Here is a 17,513-nt window from a genome sequence, read left to right on the forward strand (position 1 = left end):
CGGAACGTCGGTGGGGATCGAGACGGAGTGGTTCGTCGTGGACAGCCGGGCGGTCCACCGGCCGGTCCCGCCCGTGCGAACCCGCCGGGCGCTCGACCGGATCGCCGGCCTGACCACCGGCGCCGCCGGGCCGGTCCTGCCGGGGGGCAGCCGGCTCACCTTCGAGCCCGGCGGCCAGTTGGAGCTGTCGGGTCCGCCGGCCGGGCTCGCCGCCGCCGTCCAGTCCACCGCCGCGGATCTGCACCTGGTGCGGGCGGCGCTGGCCGAGGACGGCCTCGCGATCGTCGGGATGGGGGTCGACCCGCTGCGCGCCGGGGTACGCCAGACCACCGCGTCCCGGTACGCCGCCATGGAGGAGCACTTCCGTACCGGTGGGGGGACCTCCGGCAAGGTGATGATGTTCTCGACCGCGTCCGTCCAGGTGAATCTGGATCTCGGTGCCACGCCCGCGCAGGCGGCCGACCGGTTTCGGCTGGCTCATGCGGTCGGGCCGGTGCTGACCGCGATGTTCGCCGCCTCTCCGGCGTTGACCGGCCGGCGTACCGGCTGGCGCTCGACCCGCCAGGCGGTCTGGTCGGGTATCGACGCGAGCCGCACCGGCTCCGTGCTGGACCTGCCCGCGCTGCCGGCGGCGGGCGGCGACGCGGGGCCCGGCGCGGCGGCGGCACGCCCCGGCGATCTCGCCGGCCGCTGGGCGCGGTACCTGCTGGAGGCGAAACTGATGATGATCGGCGACCCCACGGGCGACAGCGGGCCCGGCGAGGACCGCCGCTTCGTCGCGGCCACCGGCGGGCACACGTTGGGGGACTGGATCGCCGGGCGGGGCCCGGTCGAGCGGGCGCCCACACTCGACGATCTGGCATACCACGCGACGACGCTGTTCCCGCCCGTCCGCCCGCGGGGCTGGTGGGAGCTGCGCTACCTCGACGCTCAGCCGGGGGAGGGCTGGCGGGTGGCGGTGGCGGTGGCCACCGCCCTGCTCGACGATCCGGTCGCCGCCGAGGGGGCGGCACAGGCCTGCGCGCCGGTGGCGCGGCGCTGGCCGGCGGCGGCGATGCTCGGCATGGCCGACGAGCCCCTGAGGCTGGCGGCGGTGCGCTGCCTGGAGCTGGCCGCCGCCGCGCTGCGCCGCGCCGGCTGCGCCGATCTCGCGGACGCGGTCGAGATGTTCGCCGAGCGTTATCCACAGCGGGGCCGATGTCCGGCCGACGAGCTGTCCGAGCGGTTCATTCTGATCGGCCCGACCGGTCTGCTGCGCGAGGAGGCACAACTGTGCGTATCGGTCGCCTGACTCAGGACCCGGCACCCTCGGCGGCGCCGGTCACCGCCCAGTCCGTGGCCGGCGCGCTCGACCTCGCGCGGGCGCGCTCGCTGACCTACACCGACATCGACGCCGAGGAGCTCGTCCGCCAGCACTCGCCGCTGATGTCGCCGCTGGTCTGGGACCTCGCCCACATCGGCAACTACGAGGACCTGTGGCTGGTGCGCGCGCTCGGCGACGCCGCCGCGACCCGGCCGGGCCTGGACGACGTCTACGATGCCTTCCGGCACAGCCGGGCCAGCCGGATCCGCCTCGCCCTGCTCGACCCGGCCGAGGCCCGCGCCTATCTGCACGAGGTCCGCGGCCGAACCCTCGACGCCCTCGACCGGCTCGCGCCGCTGCCCACCGGCCCCGGGGAGGCCGACGCGCCGCCGCTTCCCGGCACCGGCGGACCCGGCGAGCCGGCCAGACCCGGCGACCCGGCCGCGGACCGGCGCCGGCTGCTCGCCGGTGGCTTCGTCTACGGCATGGTCATCCAGCACGAGCACCAGCACGACGAGACGATGCTCGCCACCCATCAGCTCCGCGCCGGACCGCCCCTGCTCGCCCCCGGACAGGCGCCGCCGCCCGGACGAACCGTCCCGCGCGCCGAGGTGCTGGTGCCGGCCGGGCCGTGCACGCTCGGCACGAGCACCGAGCCCTGGGCCTACGACAACGAGCGGCCCGCGCACCGGGTGGACCTGCCGGCGTTCTGGATCGACACCCTGCCGGTGTCCAACCGGGCGCACATCGCCTTCATCGACGCCGGCGGCTACGACGACGAGCGGCTGTGGTCGCCCGCGGGCTGGCAGTGGCGCCGGCAGGAGAACCTGACGGCGCCGGCGTTCTGGTGGCGCGACGGTGAGGTGTGGCTGCGCCGGCGCTTCGGCCGGGTCGAGCCGGTGCCGCTCGACGAGCCGGTCCAGCACGTCTGCTGGTACGAGGCCGAGGCGCACGCCCGCTGGGCCGGCCGCCGGCTGCCCACGGAGGCGGAGTGGGAGAAGGCCGCCGCCCACGACCCGGCCACCGGACGTTCACGGCGCTATCCGTGGGGGGACACCGATCCGACGCCAGAGCATGCCAACCTGGGGCATCGCACGAGTGGCCCGGCCCCGCTGGGGGCCTTTCCCGCGGGCGCGAGTCCCTGCGGAGCCGAGCAGATGATCGGGGACGTGTGGGAATGGACCGCGAGCGGTTTCACCCCGTACCCGGGTTTCCGGTCCCATCCTTACCGCGAGTACAGCGAGGTCTTCTTCCCGAAGCCGGGGGCGGATTCGGCGTTCCGGGTCCTGCGCGGGGGAAGCTGGGCGACGGATCCCGCGGCCGTGCGCACCACCTTCCGCAACTGGGACTACCCGATTCGTCGCCAGATCTTCGCGGGCTTCCGCCTGGCCCGCGACGCCGGCTGAACCGATGTGCCGTCACCTCGCCTGGCTCGGAGCGCCGCGCACCCTGGCGCGGCTGACCATGGACGCACCCCACAGCCTGCTGCGCCAGTCCTGGGCGCCGCGCCGGATGCGGCACGGCACGATCAACGCCGACGGCTTCGGGGTCGGCTGGTACGCCCCGGGGCTGCGCGCGCAGCCGGCCCGGGTGCGCCGCGCGGTGCCGATGTGGACCGACGCCTCCTACGCGTCGATGGCGGGTGCGATCGCGTCCGGCTGTGTGCTGGCCGCGGTGCGCAGCGCCAGCGTGGGCATGCCGGTGGAGGAGTCCTCGACGGCTCCGTTCACCGATGGGACCCGGCTGCTCAGCCACAACGGGCGCGTCGACCCCGCGGCCGTGCGGGCGCTGCTGCGCGAGCGGCCCGATGCGCCGACGCCCGACTCCGCGTGCGACTCGGCGCTGCTGGCCGCGCTGGTCTGGGAGCGGGCCGCGAAGCGCCCCCTGGCCGACGCCGTGGCCGACGTCGTGCTGTCCCTGAGCGGCGCCGGGCTCGCGGACCGGCGGGCGGGNGGCATCGTGCCGTGGGCCGGCGACTGGGCGTCCGGGACGGGACCGGAACCCGCACCGCAGCCGGCGGCGGTGGCCGGCGACGACGTGGCCCGGCTGAACCTGCTGGTGACGGACGGCACCCAGCTCGTGGCGACCGCCTGGCTGGACAGCCTGTCCTACCGGGTGGAACCCGACGGCGTCCTGATCACAAGCGAGCCGGATGACGACGAACCCGGCTGGGTCGACGTTCCGGACCATCATCTCCTCATGGCCGACACACGCAAAGTCACTCTTCGTAGTTTGATCCCTTAGATCGGTTACTGTGGGTTGCACCACGTCGATGGAGGGCGCCACGATGACAGCGAGGACTCCGACGACCACCCCCGCGGGTGGCGCCGGCACTACCGGCATGGACGGCGCCGCCGGCAGGGACGGCACGGTCGCCGGGACGGCACCGCCTGCGGGGCTGACCCTGGACAGGCACGTGAATGCGGCGGATCGCGCCGTCAACCTGGCCCGCGACGTGCTCACCGGGCTCACCGCGAACCCGCGGGAACTGCCACCCAAGTGGTTCTACGACGCCGCCGGCGGCATGCTGTTCGACGAGATCACCAGGCTGCCGGAGTACTACCCCACCCGGCGTGAGCGGGCGGTCCTCGACGGCCACGCGGGCGCCATCGCGGCCGCCTGCGCCGCGGACACGCTCGTCGAACTGGGCTCGGGTACGTCCGAGAAGACGCGGCTGCTGCTCGACGCCCTGCGGGCTGGCGGCGACCTGCGCCGGTTCGTCGCGTTCGACGTCGACGAGTCCACGTTGACGCAGGCCGGTCGCAGCCTCATCGCCGCCTACCCGGACCTTGCCGTGCACGCCGTCGTCGGCGACTTCGAGCGGCATCTGTCGCACCTGCCCGGCGGCGGTCGGCGCCTCATCGCCTTCCTCGGCGGCACGATCGGCAACATGCGGCCCGTCCAGCGCGGTGCCTTCCTGCGCGCGCTGCGCGAGCAGTGCGGCTCCACCGACGCCCTGCTGCTCGGCACGGACCTGGTCAAGGATCCGGACCGGCTCGTCGCCGCCTACGACGACGGGGCCGGGGTGACCGCCGCGTTCAACCGCAACGTGCTCACCGTGATCAACCGGGAGCTGGGTGCGGACTTCGACATCCGCGGCTTCGCGCACGTCGCCCGCTGGAACGCGGCGGACTCCTGGATCGAGATGCGGCTGCGCGCGGTCCGCGACCAGCGGGTGACCATCGACTCCCTCGCGCTGGCCATCGACTTCCAGCGCGGGGAGGACCTGCTGACCGAGATCAGCGCGAAGTTCACCCGGGACGGCATCACCGCGGAGCTGGCGGACGCCGGCTGGGCGGTGGCCCAGCAGTGGACCGACCCCGAGGGCGACTTCGCCGTGACCCTCGCGACGCCTTCGACCGCGCCCTCGGCAGCCCCGGTCTGAACCCCGGCAGCCCGCCCGAGGGCAGGCCGCCAGCCGCCCCCGCCGTCAGCCGCCGAGGAGGCTGACGTCGCGGGCGGCACCGGTCGACGCCGAGGTCGCCATCGCGGCGTAGGCGCGCAGGGCCGCCGAGACGGTGCGCTCCCGGTCCGCCGGCCGATAGCCGCCGGCCGCTTCCAGCTCGGCACGGCGCCGCGTCAGCTCCTCGTCCGAGACGAGCAGCTCCAGCCTGCGCGTCGGAATGTCGATGTCGATGATGTCGCCGTCACGGACGAGGGCGATCGTGCCGCCGTGCGCCGCCTCCGGCGAGACGTGGCCGATCGACAGGCCCGAGCTCCCGCCGGAGAACCGGCCGTCGGTGATCAGCGCGCACTTGGGCCCGAGCCCCCGCCCCTTGAGAAAGGCGGTCGGGTAGAGCATCTCCTGCATGCCGGGACCGCCGCGGGGGCCCTCATACCGGACGATGATCACATCGCCGGCCTGGACCCGCTTGTTCAGGATGGCGTCGACCGCATCCTCCTGGCTTTCGACGACGAGCGCCGGGCCACGGAAGGACCACTGACTCTCGTCCACCCCGGCGGTCTTGACGACCGCGCCGTCGGTGGCGAGGTTGCCGAACAGAACGGCGAGGCCGCCCTCGGCGGAGTAGGCGTGCTCGACGGAGCGGATGCAGCCGTTCGCCGCGTCGGTGTCGAGGGAATCCCAGCGGTTGGTCGAGCTGAACGGCTCGATGGTGCGCACCCCGCCCGGCGCCGCGTGGAACAGCTCGACGGCGTCCGGCGCCGGGTCCGCGCCGCGGATGTCCCAACGGTCGAGGAACTCCCGCAGGCTGGCCGCGTGCACCGAGTGGGTGTCCTGGTCGAGCAGGCCGGCCCGGTCCAGCTCGCCGAGGATCGCCGGGATCCCGCCGGCCCGGTGCACGTCCTCCATGTAGTACCGGGTGGAACTCGGCGCGACCTTGCACAGACAGGGCACGGTGCGGGAGATCTGATCGATGTCGGCGAGCGTCACGTCGACGCCGGCCTCGACGGCGGCAGCGAGCAGGTGCAGCACGGTGTTCGTCGAGCCGCCCATCGCCACGTCCACGGCGAACGCGTTGCGGAACGCCGCCGCCGTCGCGATCGAGCGGGGCAGGACGGCCTCGTCGTCCTTCTCGTAGTAACGCCGGGCCAGGTCGACGACGAGCCGGCCGGCCTCGACGAACAGCTCACGGCGGGCGGCGGCGGTGGCCAGCGTCGAGCCGTTGCCGGGCAGGGAAAGCCCCATCGCCTCGGTCAGGCAGTTCATCGAGTTCGCGGTGAACATGCCGGAGCAGGAGCCACAGGTGGGGCACGCCGACCGCTCGATCGTCGACAGGTCGCCGTCGGAGACCTCCGGGTTCACCGCCGCGGACATCGCCGTGATGAGGTCGAGCTTGGATTGGGCAGTGCCCCCGGAGATCACCGCGTTGCCGGACTCCATCGCCCCGCCGGAGACGAACACGGTCGGGATGTTGAGCCGCAGTGCCGCGAGCAGCATGCCGGGGGTGATCTTGTCGCAGTTGGAGATGCAGACCAGCGCGTCGGCGCAGTGCGCGTTGACCATGTACTCGACGCTGTCGGCGATGATCTCCCGCGACGGCAGCGAGTATAGCATCCCGCCGTGCCCCATCGCGATGCCGTCGTCGACCGCGATCGTGTTGAACTCCCGGCCCACCCCGCCGGACTCCGCAACCGCCTCCGCGACCAGGGCGCCGAGGTCACGCAGATGCACGTGACCCGGCACGAACTGGGTGAAGCTGTTCGCAATGGCGATGATCGGCTTGCCGAAGTCGTCATCGGTCATGCCGGTCGCGCGCCACAGGGCGCGGGCCCCGGCCATGTTCCGGCCATGCGTGGTGGTACGGGAGCGGAGAGCGGGCATCTCGACCTCGGACGTCACGACGGCTACGCCCCGACGAGGGCCGCCGGCAGCGGACTGGCGATGTCACGACGGTACGCCACATCCCGGACGCCACCCTGCGCAACTGCCCGGTCAGCCGTCGGAGTCGGGTTCGTCGGGTGCCGACCGCGGCTGTCGCGGGGACGCGCCACCCGGACGCTGCCCGGGCGGCGGGGCGGCCCAGGGGTAGCCGGCAATCCGGCGACCGGCATTGCGACCCCCCGCCGGACCGGGCGGCGAGCCAGCGCCGGTTGCCGGCCCACCATCCGGCCCACCGGCCGGATCGGCCGGATCGGCCGGGCGGTCGGAATCATCCCCGCCGCCGCGGCCGGCCTTGGGGTCCGTGAGCGCGTCGAAGGTCGGCGGGTAGTCGGGGATCGGCGGGATCGGCGGGATCGGCGGGTAGTCGGGGATCGGCGGAAAGCCGGGGATGGGGGGGAGGTCGAGGTCCGATGGTTGCTCGGCCATCGGCGGGTAGTCCGGGATCGCCGGGAAGTCCGTGCCGGGTGGACCGTCCTCGGTCCCGGGTGGGCGGGCGTCCGGCTTCCCCGGAGGTGTCCCGCCGCGACCGCCGGCCGCCGGGCCGCCCGTCGGCGCGCCAGGCCAGCCTGGCGGTGGGGCGGGCACCCCGCCACCCGGTTGACCGGTCGGGTAGGCGGCCGGCGCCGGACCCTGATAACCGGGCTGACCTGGCCCGCCGGGCCGACCCGGCGGGCCCGGCCAACCTGGATGCCCGAGCTGACCCGGATAGCCCGGTTGACCCACCTGGCCCGGATAGCCTGGTTGCCCGACCTGGCCCGGATAGCCGGACTGACCGGGAAAGCCGGCCTGACCCGGGTGGCCGGGCTGACCCGGATAGCCAGGCTGAGCCGGAAAACCGGGCTGACCCGGGTGGCCGATCGGCTGGCCGGGGTACCCGACCGGCTGCTGACCGCCGGGTCCCGGCTGGCCGGGCTGCGGCGGGCCGCCCCGGCGAGTCCCCTGTCGGCTGGCCAGGGGCCGGCGCCGCCGCCACTGATCCCGGATCACCCAGACGAGTCCCAGCGAGGCAGCGGTGCCGGCGATCGGCCCTACCCAGGATCGAGCGATGAGCAGGTAGAGGGTCAGGACGCCGGTGAAGGCGTAGCCGGTCACGAAGAACGCGAACGGGCGGATCTGGAACCTGGTGATCTGCTCGCGGAGCAGGATCGCCGGGATCAGCCAGATGAGGAAGCCGAAGAAACCGGCCGTCAACGGCGCGACGAACAGATACCCGAAGAACGCTGCCATGGTCAGGGGTCCAGGCGGTCGCGGGGCAGGTCAGGCCGGGTCGGGACCGGCCGGGACGTCCACGCCGTGCGCCACGGACGGCGGACCGGCGAAGTACGGTCCGAGCGCCGCGCGCCAGCGGACGAAACGGTCGGACTCCCGGAAGTTCTTCAGGTGGCTGTCCAGTCCGTCCCACTCGACCAGCAGCACGAAGCTCGACGGCGACTCGATGCCCCGCGTCAGCCGCGCGGACCGGCAGCCGGGCGTGCCGACCACCTCCGTGCGCACCTCCTGATAGGCGGCCACGAACTTCTCCTCGGTGCCGGGCTGCACGTCGAAGTGGGCGATCTCCAGGACGCCCGACGCCTCGGGCCCGCTGTTCCCGCCGTCACTCACCGGACGTCTCCTCAATGTGCTGCATGTTCCCGGTCGTCCCCACGTTCCCGGTCGTCATAGCGCCCAGTGTGTCACCGTCCGGGGATCGTGGTCCGCCGACCGGCGCAGGTGGGCGCCGGGCTGGGCACGGGGCCGGGCAGCAGTCAGTTCGCCATGTCGACGAAGCGCGAGTAGTGCCCCTGGAAGGCGACGGTGACGGTGCCGGTCGGCCCGTTGCGGTGCTTGGCGATGATGAGGTCCGCCTCCCCGGCGCGCGCCGACTCCTTCTCGACCGTGTCCTCCCGGTAGAGCAGGATGACCGCGTCGGCGTCCTGCTCGAGGCTGCCGGACTCGCGCAGGTCGGAGACCTGGGGGCGCTTGTCGGCCCGCTGCTCGGAGGCGCGGTTGAGCTGGGAGATCGCGACGACCGGCACGTCGAGCTCCTTGGCCAGCAGCTTCAGCGACCGGGAGATCTCGCTGACCTCCTGCTGGCGGCTCTCGACCTTCTTCGGCGACGACATGAGCTGCAGGTAGTCGAGGATGACCAGACGCAGCTCGTTGCGCTGCTTGAGCCGGCGGGCCTTGGCCCGGATCTCCATCATCGTCAGGTGCGGGCTGTCGTCGATGAACAGCGGCGCCTCGGCCACCTCGCCCATCCGGCGGGCCAGCCTCGCCCAGTCGTCGTCGGTGAGCCGGCCGGTGCGGATGTTCTGCAGCGACACCCGCGCCTCGGCCGACAGCAGCCGCATGGTGATCTCCATCCGGCTCATCTCCAGCGAGAAGATGACCGAGGTCAGCCCGTTCTTGATCGACGCCGCCCGGGCAAAATCCAAACCGAGGGTCGAATTATGGGTCGGGATACAGGTCTCGCCCGCGAGGTAGAGGTGATCGGGACTGTCGACCTCGACGCAGCGGACCGGCACAGATGCGATCGGTCGGACGTCCGTGATGTACCGCACCGCCACCGTCGGGTGTCCGGTCGGCCGCAGTCGGGCGGCCTTGCGCGCAAGCCGGAAGACCTGATCCTGGGGAGCGAAGTTCACCGTGAAACAGGTGGACGTCTCCTCCGACCTGCCCCGCACCCGCTTCGTCGTGACGGTCGCCCGATAGCCCAGCGAGAGAACGAGCTCACGCACCTCTCGGGCCAGCCTCGGGTTGGTGGAGGCGAACTGGACGGTCGACCCGTTGCTCGCCACGGTGCCGTCGGTGTCCAGCAGGCCTGCCAGCAGGTCACGGCGTTGCTGCTCGCTCGCCCGCAGATAGCCGGCCGGGATGTGCTTGTCGCCCAGCACACCGAGGGTGCGCAGCCGGGCCTGCAACGTCCCGGCCCGGGCGTGGCAGGAACGGCAGCGCGGCCCGAAACTGGTTATCCGGCCCCCGCAGTCCACGCAGCATCGAGCCGGGAGCGGCTCCGCGAGGAAACGCAGCTTGCCCCCGCAGGACTGGCCACAGGTGCGGACGCCGGGCATCGCGTTGGTGAACGGCCGCCCGCACACCATGCAGGCCCTCTCGGTCACCGCGGACCGCCGCAGCCCCAGTCGATAGCGATACCTCGCACTGGTGCTGCCCACGACCTCGTATCCCCGGCGCCGGATCTCCTCGGGAATCTCCGGATCAGCCGAGGTCAGGCTCGCGCAGGCCGACGTTCCGTCACCGAGCCAGGCTCCCAGCACATAGGGGTCGACCGCCAGGTCGACCGCCGGCAACTGGAATGGGCCGGCGATACGCACCGCATGGTTGCACCGGCGATCGGCAGTCCGACAACGCAGAGTGCGAGCGATCTCCTCCGTGGTGACCGGTCTGGTGAGCGTCGCGGCGCGGGAGCCCGAACGAACCGTGCCGTCACGGCGACGCTCCGCCCAGGTCTGCGTGATCCACTGATGCTGTCCGTCCGCCACGATCACGGACCCGTCGGAGAACTCGACCTCGTAGCACGGCCGGCCGTGCATCACGTCGGTGGCGGCGACCACACGCGTCGGCCGCCCGTCGGCACCGATCAGCATGTCGCCGACGGCGACGCGGCCCATCGTGGTCCAGCCGGTCGGGGTAGGGAGCGCAGTGCCGAGGGCCAGCGCCTTACCGACGGCCGGGCGGGCCGCGACGATCCAGAGCTGGCCGCCGTGCAGGCCGTTGGTGAGCTCGTCGAGGTCGACGAAGCCNGTCGGCACGCCGGTCAGCGCGCCCTCCCCGCGGCCCTGGATCGACTCGATCTCCTCCAGGGCCGGGTTGAGCAGCTCTCCCAGCGGCAGGTAGTCGTCGTTCGACCGCCGCTCGGTGACCTCGTACACGGCGGCCTGAGCACGGTCCACGACGTCGCTGACGTCGGGGGCGGCGCCGTAGGCGAGCTGGACGATGCGGGTGCCGGCCTCGGCGAGGCGGCGCAGGATCGCCTTCTCGGCGACGATGCGCGCGTAGTAGCCGGCGTTCGCCGCGGTGGGCACGCTCGAGATCAGGGTGTGCATGTACCCCGGGCCGCCGACCCGCTCCAGCAGGTCGCGGCGGCTGAGCTCGGCCGCGACACTGATGACGTCGGCGGGCTCGCCCCGGCCGTACAGGTCGCCGATGACCTCGTAGACGAGTCCGTGGGCCGGGCGGTAGAAGTCCGCCATCCGCAGGACCTCGACGACGTCGGCGATGGCGTCCTTCGACAGCAGCATGCCGCCGAGCACGCTCTGCTCGGCCGGAAGGTCGTGGGGCGGGGTCCGCTCGAACTCCGCGCCGCCGCCTGCGCCTCCGCGCGAGATCTCGGTGACGCTCACGACGCACCCTCCCCGCTCTCCCGCAGATCCAGATTCGAACACATGTTCGTACACATCAGAGCTGCGGTCAACGGGCCACGCCGCCACGTCCAGCAGATCTCGGCCATCCGTCGACCCCCGTCACGCCGCGTCCGGTCCGGCGGCCGTCCGACCGCCGGACCCTCGACCGACCCACCCTCGACTGCTCGCCCCACCGGCGTTTCTGCCTCGGCGTTTCTGCCTCGGCGTCCCTGCCTCGGCGATCCGGTTCGGCAGTCCGTTCCGACCGAGGCGCCACGCGGCGACCGGTCGCACCGCTACGCGACCCGTGTACCTGGTGAGCGGCCGCCGAGCTGGCCAGGCGAGTCCGGCGGACCCAGTCTGGAGGGTCCGACCATACGGATCGACGAGCACCCCCACCAAAAAGTTATCCACAGGCCCATGTGGAAAAGCTGTGGGTAACCTGCCGGAACCTGGGGAGGAGCTCGGGACAGCGGCTCACACCCTGTGGAAAACAAGGACCACGAGGCCGAGGGTCCGCAGGTGCAGCAAGCACAGCCGACCCGCATCCTGTGGATAAACCGGGGCGGAAGAAAGTTCGTCGCGGACCGGTCCCGCAACGACGAACTCCCCCGGACCGAGGACCACCGCTGGGGTGGTTCGGCCGGGGGAGTTCGTCAGTCCGGGGCATCCGCGCCTCGCCGGCGAGGCGGCAATGCCGCCTCCCGAGGGCGGTGCCGCCGGTCCTATGCCTTCTTGACCTGAAGCTTCACCGACGCGGTCACCTCGGGGTGGAGGTGCACGGCGACCGTGTACGCCCCGAGGGACTTGATCGGCGTGGTCAGTTCGACGCGCCGACGGTCCAGCTCGGGACCGCCCGCCGCGGTGACAGCGTCGACCACGTCGGCCGCCGTCACCGAGCCGAACAGCCGGCCTTCCTTGCCGGCCCGGCCGATCAGCTCGACCTTGAGTCCGCCGAGCTGGCCGGCGATCTCCTGGGCATGGCCGAGGTCACGGACCGCCCGAGCCGAGCGGGCCCGCTTGATCTGCTCGACCTGGCGCTCCGCGCCCTTCGTCGCGAGGATCGCGTACTTGCGCGGCACCAGGTAGTTGCGCCCGTAGCCGTTGGCGACCTCGACGATGTCACCCGGGCTGCCGAGGCCGGGGACCTCCTGGGTCAGGATGAGCTTCATCCCGCCACCCCCTAGCGGGCCGAGGCGGTGTAGGGCAGCAGCGCCATCTCGCGGCTGTTCTTCACCGCCGTCGCCACGTCGCGCTGGTGCTGGCTGCAGTTGCCGCTCACCCTCCGGGCGCGAATCTTGCCCCGGTCCGAGATGTACTTGCGCAGCAGCGAGGTGTCCTTGAAGTCGATGTACTCGACCTTGTCCTTACAGAAGACGCAAACCTTCTTCTTGGGCTTGCGCACGGCCGCCTTGGCCACGGAAGTGCTCCTACCTCGTTGTGTCGACCGCGAGGACGACGAGCGCCCGCTCAAAACGGAGGCTCGTCTGAGTAGCCACCGGCCGGCTGCTGCGACCAGGGATCATCATTGGGGACTCCGCCGGCCGGCGCGCCGGAGGGGACGCTGGCGGGCGCGCCGTAGCCGCCACCGCCACCGCCACCGCCGCTGTAGCCACCGCCACCGCCACTGCCGCCACCGCGGGCGGCGCGGACGACCTTGGCGGTCGCGTAACGCAGACTGGGGCCGACTTCGTCGACCTCGAGTTCAATCACAGTGCGCTTCTCACCCTCGCGAGTCTCGAACGAGCGCTGCTTGAGCCGGCCCGTGACAATGACCCGGGCGCCCTTCTGCAGCGACTCGGCGACGTGCTCGGCGGCCTGACGCCAGATGGAACAGCGCAGGAACAGCGCCTCGCCGTCTTTCCACTCGTTGGTCTGGCGGTCCAGCGTGCGCGGCGTGGAGGCGATGGTGAAGCTCGCCACCGCGGCGCCGTTCGACGTGAACCGCAGCTCGGGGTCGCTGGTCAGGTTGCCAACGACGGTGATGATCGTCTCACCGGCCACGGGCGCCCTCCCGGATGTCGGCGGTCCGCGAAGGCGAGGAGATCGCCGTCGCCGCGGACCGGGTCATGCCGCCACCCGGCGGCTCTGGCGAGGCTTCTTCGGCTCGGGAAGCCGGATGACCTTCGTGCGGATGACCGACTCGTTCAGGACGAGCTGACGGTTGAGCTCGGCGACCACGTCCGGCTCCGCGTGCAGGTCGATCACCGCGTAGATACCTTCGTTGCTCTTCGCGATCTCGTAGGAGAGCCGGCGCCGACCCCAGATGTCGACCTTCTCGACCACACCGCCGCCCTGCCGGACGACGCCGAGGTACTGGTCGAGAGACGGCGCAACGGTGCGTTCCTCGAGATCCGATACGAGGATCACCATGAGTTCGTAGTGACGTGCCAAGGTTGAACCCACCTCCTGTGGACTCAGCGGCCACGGATTCTCCGTGGCAGGAGGAGCCGTGGAACGGATCTGCGTCGCCGCGGACGCGCGCGGCGGCGCGAATCCAGGAAGGATCGCCCACCGGCACATCCGGACGACCAGCAGTGCACTACGGCCGCTCACGGCAGGCTGATGATCCCGACGAGATCACCGGCTGACCAGCGAACAGACGCGTGCGCCGACGCACGGCGTGTCCCGACGAGCTTACTCGATCCTTTTCGGCATCCCGGGCGCCCCGACGACCAGGACTACACGCAGCCAGGCGGCCGCCACCCCGGCCAGGCAGACGAGATCAACCGAGACGAGCAACCCGCGCAGGTGCCGCGACGGAGCGGGATCCGCGATCGCCAGCCCGAGCACCGCGAGCGCGGCCAGGCCCGCGAGCCCGGCCGCCAGTCGGGCGTAGGAGCGCGGACCCATGCCCGCGGCGCCGTCCGAGCGACCGTCATCCGAGCTGCCGTCATCCGAGCTGCCGCCGTCCGGGCGGCCCTCACCGGAAGAAGCGTCCACGCCGGCCCCGAATCCGACGTCAGGCCGACCCGGCCGGGGATCCCCGGTATCCACCGCATCGCCCCTTTCGTCGCTTGGCCCCGACGCGGCGACACACGCGTCAACGACATCGTCGCGCATCCCCCGTCCGGAGGGTCGTACCGCCACACCGACATCCAACGCGTCGGGCGGGGTCAGTCGACCCACTGACCCTGGGTGAAGGCGATGACCAGCGCCGCCATCACGGGGACGCACAGAAACAGATACACCGGCGCGACCCGGGGGCTGCGCGCGGCGGCCCGCGCGAGCAGTAGGTAGAGCGGGAAGGCGACCAGAATTCCGCGGATCCCCGAGGCGTAGTAGTTCGTGCAGGCCATGATCGTGGTCATCACGCCGACGAAGGTTGCCTCCCCCCACCTCCGGCCGACCAGCAGGACGACCGTCAGCAGCACGCCGACGACCACCGCGAGCAGCTCCCCCCGCCAGAACCACACGAAGGTCGACGCCCCGTTGCCGTCGGTCGCCGACGCCCAGGTGGCCGCCCATCCGGACCAGGGCCAGTCGGTGCCGCGGTGCCAGCCGTCGCGCATGGCGTCGGTATAGGCACTCCAGCCGCCGGTGTGCGCGCGCAGGTAGCCCAGGTAGGCGAGGACCGGGATCGGCGGAAGGGCCAACGACAGCGCCGGCCAGGCGAACACCGGCCGTCCCGCGGCACGCCGGCCGACGACGTACTGCACGGCGAGTGCCACGCCGAAGGCGATGCCGCTGATCCGCGTGCCCGCCGCCCCCGCGCCGAGCAGGCCGGCCAGCCACCAGCGCTGTCGGCGGGCGGCCAGCCAGGACGCCGTCGCGAACGCCAGGAACAGCCCCTCCGAATAGGCGGCGAACAGGAACACCGCGTACGGGAAGGAGATCAGGCTGACGACGGCGAACCTCGCGGCCGGGGCACCCACCTCGTCCGCGGCCAGTCGCCAGAGCGCGGCCGCGGTGACGGCGCCGGCGAGCAGGGAGACGACGAGACCGGCGGCGATCCAGTCCGGCACGACGAGATGGACGAGGCGGATAGCCAGCGGCAGGCCGGGAAAGTCGACCTCGGTGCGGTCCGAGTAGGCGGGGGAGAGATAGCCATACCGGGCGACCTTGGTGAACAGGCCGACGTCCCAGTGGTCCCAGAGGGTGCGCAGCCCGGGAGCGTCGCGAGCCGGACGCGAGGTCAGCGTCCTCGCCGCGGCGAGGGAGAGGAGCGCTACGGCGATCCGGCTGCCGAGCCAGAGCGGCAGCGTGGCCCGAACGGACTCCGGCAGACGGGACCAGCCCGAACGGGCGGTGCCGATGAGGCCGCGAGGGCCGGCGAGTTCGTCCACGCCGCCCCGGCTTCCCGATCCGTCCCGCTCCCTCTCATGGTCCCGCGTCCCCTGACCGGGCCGCTCCCCCTGACCGATCGGGTCCCCCTGACCGATCGGGTTCCCCTGACCGATCGGGTTCCCCTGAGCGGCCTCAGCCACCAGCGGATCCGCTGCCGTCGGGTTCCGCTCCGCCGACGGTGTCCGACCGGTTCTGCCGCGGCCGGAACAGCGCCCCCGGCTCCATCGGCGCGAGCTCCGGCCGCGGGGCGGACCCGGCTGGCGGCTCCGCTGCTGGTGACGCGGCGATGGCTGCCGGCTCCGGCTCCGGGGCGCCACGTGCCGGCCTCGTCGGCCGGCCGCGCCAGCCACCGCGTACGTCGGGCGCGTGATCCAGGACCCCTCCGGCCGGGTCGTCCACCGCGTCCGGGTCCAGCCCCGCCGCCGGCCGATCCACGGCGATTCGGTCGGCCGGGTCCAGCGACCCCCCGGTCCGCACCACATCCGTCCGCGGATGCAGGATCTCCCGCACCACGAACGCCGCCATGACGACCAGCACCAGGTCGCGCAGCGCCACCGCGCCCACGAACCAGCCCCGGTCGATCCCGTGCCGGCCCTGGGTGTCGTTGTAGATGAAATGCATGAAGCGGGTGAACAGGACCCACGCCTCGCATGCCTGCCAGAGCAGGAACAGCCGCCACCGCGGCCGGGCCAGCGCGACCAGGGGGAGCAGCCAGATCGTGTACTGAGGAGAGAAGACCTTGTTGCTCAACAGGAACGCGACGACCAGCAGGAACAGCACCTGGGGCAGCCGCGGCCGGCGCGGCGCGAACCAGGTGAGCAGCCCGATCGCGACGACCGCGACCACCAGGGTCGCGGCAGTGATGATGTTCAGTGTCCCGATGGGCAGGCCGTGCTCACGGATGCCCTGCAGGACCAGCGGAACGCCGATCGCGACGGTCCCCCACGCCGCTACCGACGAGGCGGCGACGAGGCGGCGGGTATCCGGGCGGTGCACGATGAGCGCCGCCGCCACCGCGAGGACGACGACCGCCATCACCACGCAGACCACCAGGTGCAGCGGGCCGAACCAGGCGGGGTCGTGACGGTCTGCGAGCCAGGTCGCGCCGAAGGCCACCGAGTCCCAGTCGGCGCCCCGGTCGGAGTTCAGGTCGATGAACCGGGCGAGACCGTTGCGTGCCCCGTCCGGGCCCCCGCCGAGCAGGCGCAGCCAGTCCCCGCCGCGCCAGAAGGTCGTCCAGATGCTGTCGCCGACCTTGTTGCTCTGCTCGTCGAAGTAGCCGGCGGACAGCCACAGCGGCACGATGACGACGATCACCGTCACGATCGCCGTGGTGACGGTCTTCGCCAGCTCCCGCAGCTTCCCGGCACGCAGGCAGAGGAAGCCCAGCCCGATCAGAAACAGCACCGGGTACAGCTTGGTGAGGATGCCCAGGCCGAGGAGCAGGCCGGCCAGCCGCGGTGCCCGTCTGGACCAGGCGAGCAGGCCACCGGCCGCGAACGCCACCGCGAGGATGTCCCAGTTCGTCAGCAGATGCAGGACGAGCGCGGGCGCCAGCGCGAACAGCGCCGCGTCCCAGACCCGCCGGGATCCGGCCGTCAACGCGGTGCAGGCCACCGCCACGCACACGGCGACCATGAACAGCAGCGCCGTGAGGTCGTAGAAGACAGCCGAGCGCCGGTCCATCGTGTAGTGGTCGAACACCCGACGGCCGCCCTCGTCCCGGTAGACCGCCTTAGGGCCGGAGGCGTGGCCCGCGGGCCAGGAGATGAGGGCCATCGCCGCGCCGATCAGCGGCGGGTACTCCGTCGGGTAGTCCAGATAGGGGATCTTCCCGTCGACCAGGCCCTCCTGGCTGTAGAGGGCGACGACGTCGGAGTAGCACAGCGCGCTGTACTGGTGCTCGTGCGTCCAGGTTCGGGTGTCCCGACAGCCGATCTTCTGCGTGTAGCCGAGCACGCTGGCCACGATGGCCAGGGCCATCAGCACGCGCAGCGGGGTCAGCCAGGTCCGCCGGTCCGCAAGGACCGCGTGTTCGCCCGGCGGCCCGCCGATGAGCTGGCTCGCGCCCGCCACGACCGGGTCCTCCCGGGCCGGGCTGACGCGGGCGGGAGACGCCGGTGTCGTGGCCATGCGGGCCATTGTGGTACACGGCCCGCTCGGGCCGGGGACCGCAGTTCCGGCAGGGGAGCAGTCACCCGGGGGTGGGGCCGGTGGACGGACCGCCGCCCGCCGCGGC

General features: G+C 72.4%; 15 protein-coding genes and 2 pseudogenes. 5 read left to right on the forward strand and 12 right to left on the reverse strand.

From position 1 onward, the window contains the following. Positions 1 to 37 precede the first annotated feature (37 nt). The 5 genes and pseudogenes from egtA to egtD all read left to right on the forward strand — a co-directional run bounded on the left by egtA (position 38) and on the right by egtD (position 4,688). Positions 38 to 1,291 carry an ergothioneine biosynthesis glutamate--cysteine ligase EgtA gene (gene egtA / locus FF36_RS14705; RefSeq protein ID WP_242418983.1) on the forward strand — a complete coding sequence of 418 codons (1,254 nt, stop codon included), beginning with the start codon at positions 38 to 40 and terminating at the stop codon, positions 1,289 to 1,291. Further along, positions 1,273 to 2,709: an ergothioneine biosynthesis protein EgtB gene (gene egtB, locus FF36_RS14710; RefSeq protein WP_044885631.1), complete on the forward strand. Its 1,437-nt coding sequence runs from the start codon at positions 1,273 to 1,275 to the stop codon at positions 2,707 to 2,709. The genes egtA and egtB overlap by 19 nt, the downstream gene beginning before the upstream one ends. Before the next feature lie 4 nt (positions 2,710 to 2,713). Next, positions 2,714 to 3,255: ergothioneine biosynthesis protein EgtC (egtC, locus tag FF36_RS37945; protein ID WP_242422510.1), on the forward strand; the 542-nt coding region annotated here is incomplete at its 3' end. 1 nt (position 3,256) lies between these two features. Continuing rightward, positions 3,257 to 3,547 (forward strand): annotated as a pseudogene (locus tag FF36_RS37950) (ergothioneine biosynthesis protein EgtC); the annotation flags it as partial. Between the two features lie 43 nt (positions 3,548 to 3,590). Then, a complete protein-coding gene (gene egtD, locus FF36_RS14720; protein ID WP_063870433.1) occupies positions 3,591 to 4,688 on the forward strand; it encodes an L-histidine N(alpha)-methyltransferase in 1,098 nt (365 codons plus the stop codon). Between the two features lie 45 nt (positions 4,689 to 4,733). Here egtD and ilvD read toward each other — a convergent pair whose 3' ends face one another. From ilvD to FF36_RS14775, 12 genes and pseudogenes are all read right to left on the reverse strand, one after another. Beyond that, positions 4,734 to 6,587 carry a dihydroxy-acid dehydratase gene (ilvD, locus tag FF36_RS14725; RefSeq protein ID WP_044885674.1) on the reverse strand — a complete coding sequence of 618 codons (1,854 nt, stop codon included), beginning with the start codon at positions 6,585 to 6,587 and terminating at the stop codon, positions 4,734 to 4,736. Positions 6,588 to 6,698: 111 nt separating this feature from the next. Beyond that, on the reverse strand, positions 6,699 to 7,874 hold the full coding sequence (locus tag FF36_RS14730; RefSeq protein WP_044885634.1) for a collagen-like triple helix repeat-containing protein: 1,176 nt from the start codon (positions 7,872 to 7,874) through the stop codon (positions 6,699 to 6,701). 30 nt (positions 7,875 to 7,904) lie between these two features. Then, entirely contained in the window at positions 7,905 to 8,249 is a 345-nt protein-coding gene (locus tag FF36_RS14735) for an antibiotic biosynthesis monooxygenase family protein (RefSeq protein ID WP_044885635.1), read from the reverse strand. 143 nt (positions 8,250 to 8,392) lie between these two features. Further along, positions 8,393 to 10,387: DnaB-like helicase C-terminal domain-containing protein (locus FF36_RS14740; protein WP_242422511.1), on the reverse strand; the 1,995-nt coding region annotated here is incomplete at its 5' end. Between the two features lies 1 nt (position 10,388). After that, positions 10,389 to 10,987, reverse strand: a pseudogene (locus FF36_RS37955) (DnaB-like helicase N-terminal domain-containing protein); the annotation flags it as partial. A gap of 725 nt (positions 10,988 to 11,712) precedes the next feature. Continuing rightward, on the reverse strand, positions 11,713 to 12,159 hold the full coding sequence (gene rplI / locus FF36_RS14745) for a 50S ribosomal protein L9 (RefSeq protein ID WP_044885636.1): 447 nt from the start codon (positions 12,157 to 12,159) through the stop codon (positions 11,713 to 11,715). 11 nt (positions 12,160 to 12,170) lie between these two features. Continuing rightward, positions 12,171 to 12,407, reverse strand: a complete 237-nt coding sequence (gene rpsR / locus FF36_RS14750; RefSeq protein ID WP_009741495.1) for a 30S ribosomal protein S18 — start codon at positions 12,405 to 12,407, stop codon at positions 12,171 to 12,173. Positions 12,408 to 12,457: 50 nt separating this feature from the next. Then, positions 12,458 to 12,991 carry a single-stranded DNA-binding protein gene (locus tag FF36_RS14755; RefSeq protein ID WP_044885637.1) on the reverse strand — a complete coding sequence of 178 codons (534 nt, stop codon included), beginning with the start codon at positions 12,989 to 12,991 and terminating at the stop codon, positions 12,458 to 12,460. Positions 12,992 to 13,054: 63 nt separating this feature from the next. Beyond that, positions 13,055 to 13,381, reverse strand: a complete 327-nt coding sequence (rpsF, locus tag FF36_RS14760) for a 30S ribosomal protein S6 (protein ID WP_255354222.1) — start codon at positions 13,379 to 13,381, stop codon at positions 13,055 to 13,057. A gap of 243 nt (positions 13,382 to 13,624) precedes the next feature. Then, complete coding sequence (locus FF36_RS14765; protein ID WP_236705315.1) at positions 13,625 to 13,930, reverse strand: hypothetical protein; 306 nt, start codon at positions 13,928 to 13,930, stop codon at positions 13,625 to 13,627. Between the two features lie 173 nt (positions 13,931 to 14,103). Then, entirely contained in the window at positions 14,104 to 15,273 is a 1,170-nt protein-coding gene (locus tag FF36_RS14770; protein ID WP_044885640.1) for a hypothetical protein, read from the reverse strand. A gap of 133 nt (positions 15,274 to 15,406) precedes the next feature. Beyond that, positions 15,407 to 17,416: a glycosyltransferase 87 family protein gene (locus FF36_RS14775; RefSeq protein WP_044885641.1), complete on the reverse strand. Its 2,010-nt coding sequence runs from the start codon at positions 17,414 to 17,416 to the stop codon at positions 15,407 to 15,409. Positions 17,417 to 17,513: the final 97 nt, after the last annotated feature.

The organism is Frankia torreyi, assembly GCF_000948395.1.
GTDB classification, from domain to species: domain Bacteria; phylum Actinomycetota; class Actinomycetes; order Frankiales; family Frankiaceae; genus Frankia; species Frankia torreyi.

Bases quoted from the DNA above. Each gene is read 5' to 3' on its own strand.
- egtD (WP_063870433.1), top strand. From the start codon at position 3,591: ATGACAGCGAGGACTCCGACGACCACCCCCGCGGGTGGCGCCGGCACT.
- FF36_RS14775 (WP_044885641.1), bottom strand. From the start codon at position 17,416: ATGGCCCGCATGGCCACGACACCGGCGTCTCCCGCCCGCGTCAGCCCG.
- ilvD (WP_044885674.1), bottom strand. From the start codon at position 6,587: ATGCCCGCTCTCCGCTCCCGTACCACCACGCATGGCCGGAACATGGCC.
- FF36_RS14730 (WP_044885634.1), bottom strand. From the start codon at position 7,874: ATGGCAGCGTTCTTCGGGTATCTGTTCGTCGCGCCGTTGACGGCCGGT.
- rplI (WP_044885636.1), bottom strand. From the start codon at position 12,159: ATGAAGCTCATCCTGACCCAGGAGGTCCCCGGCCTCGGCAGCCCGGGT.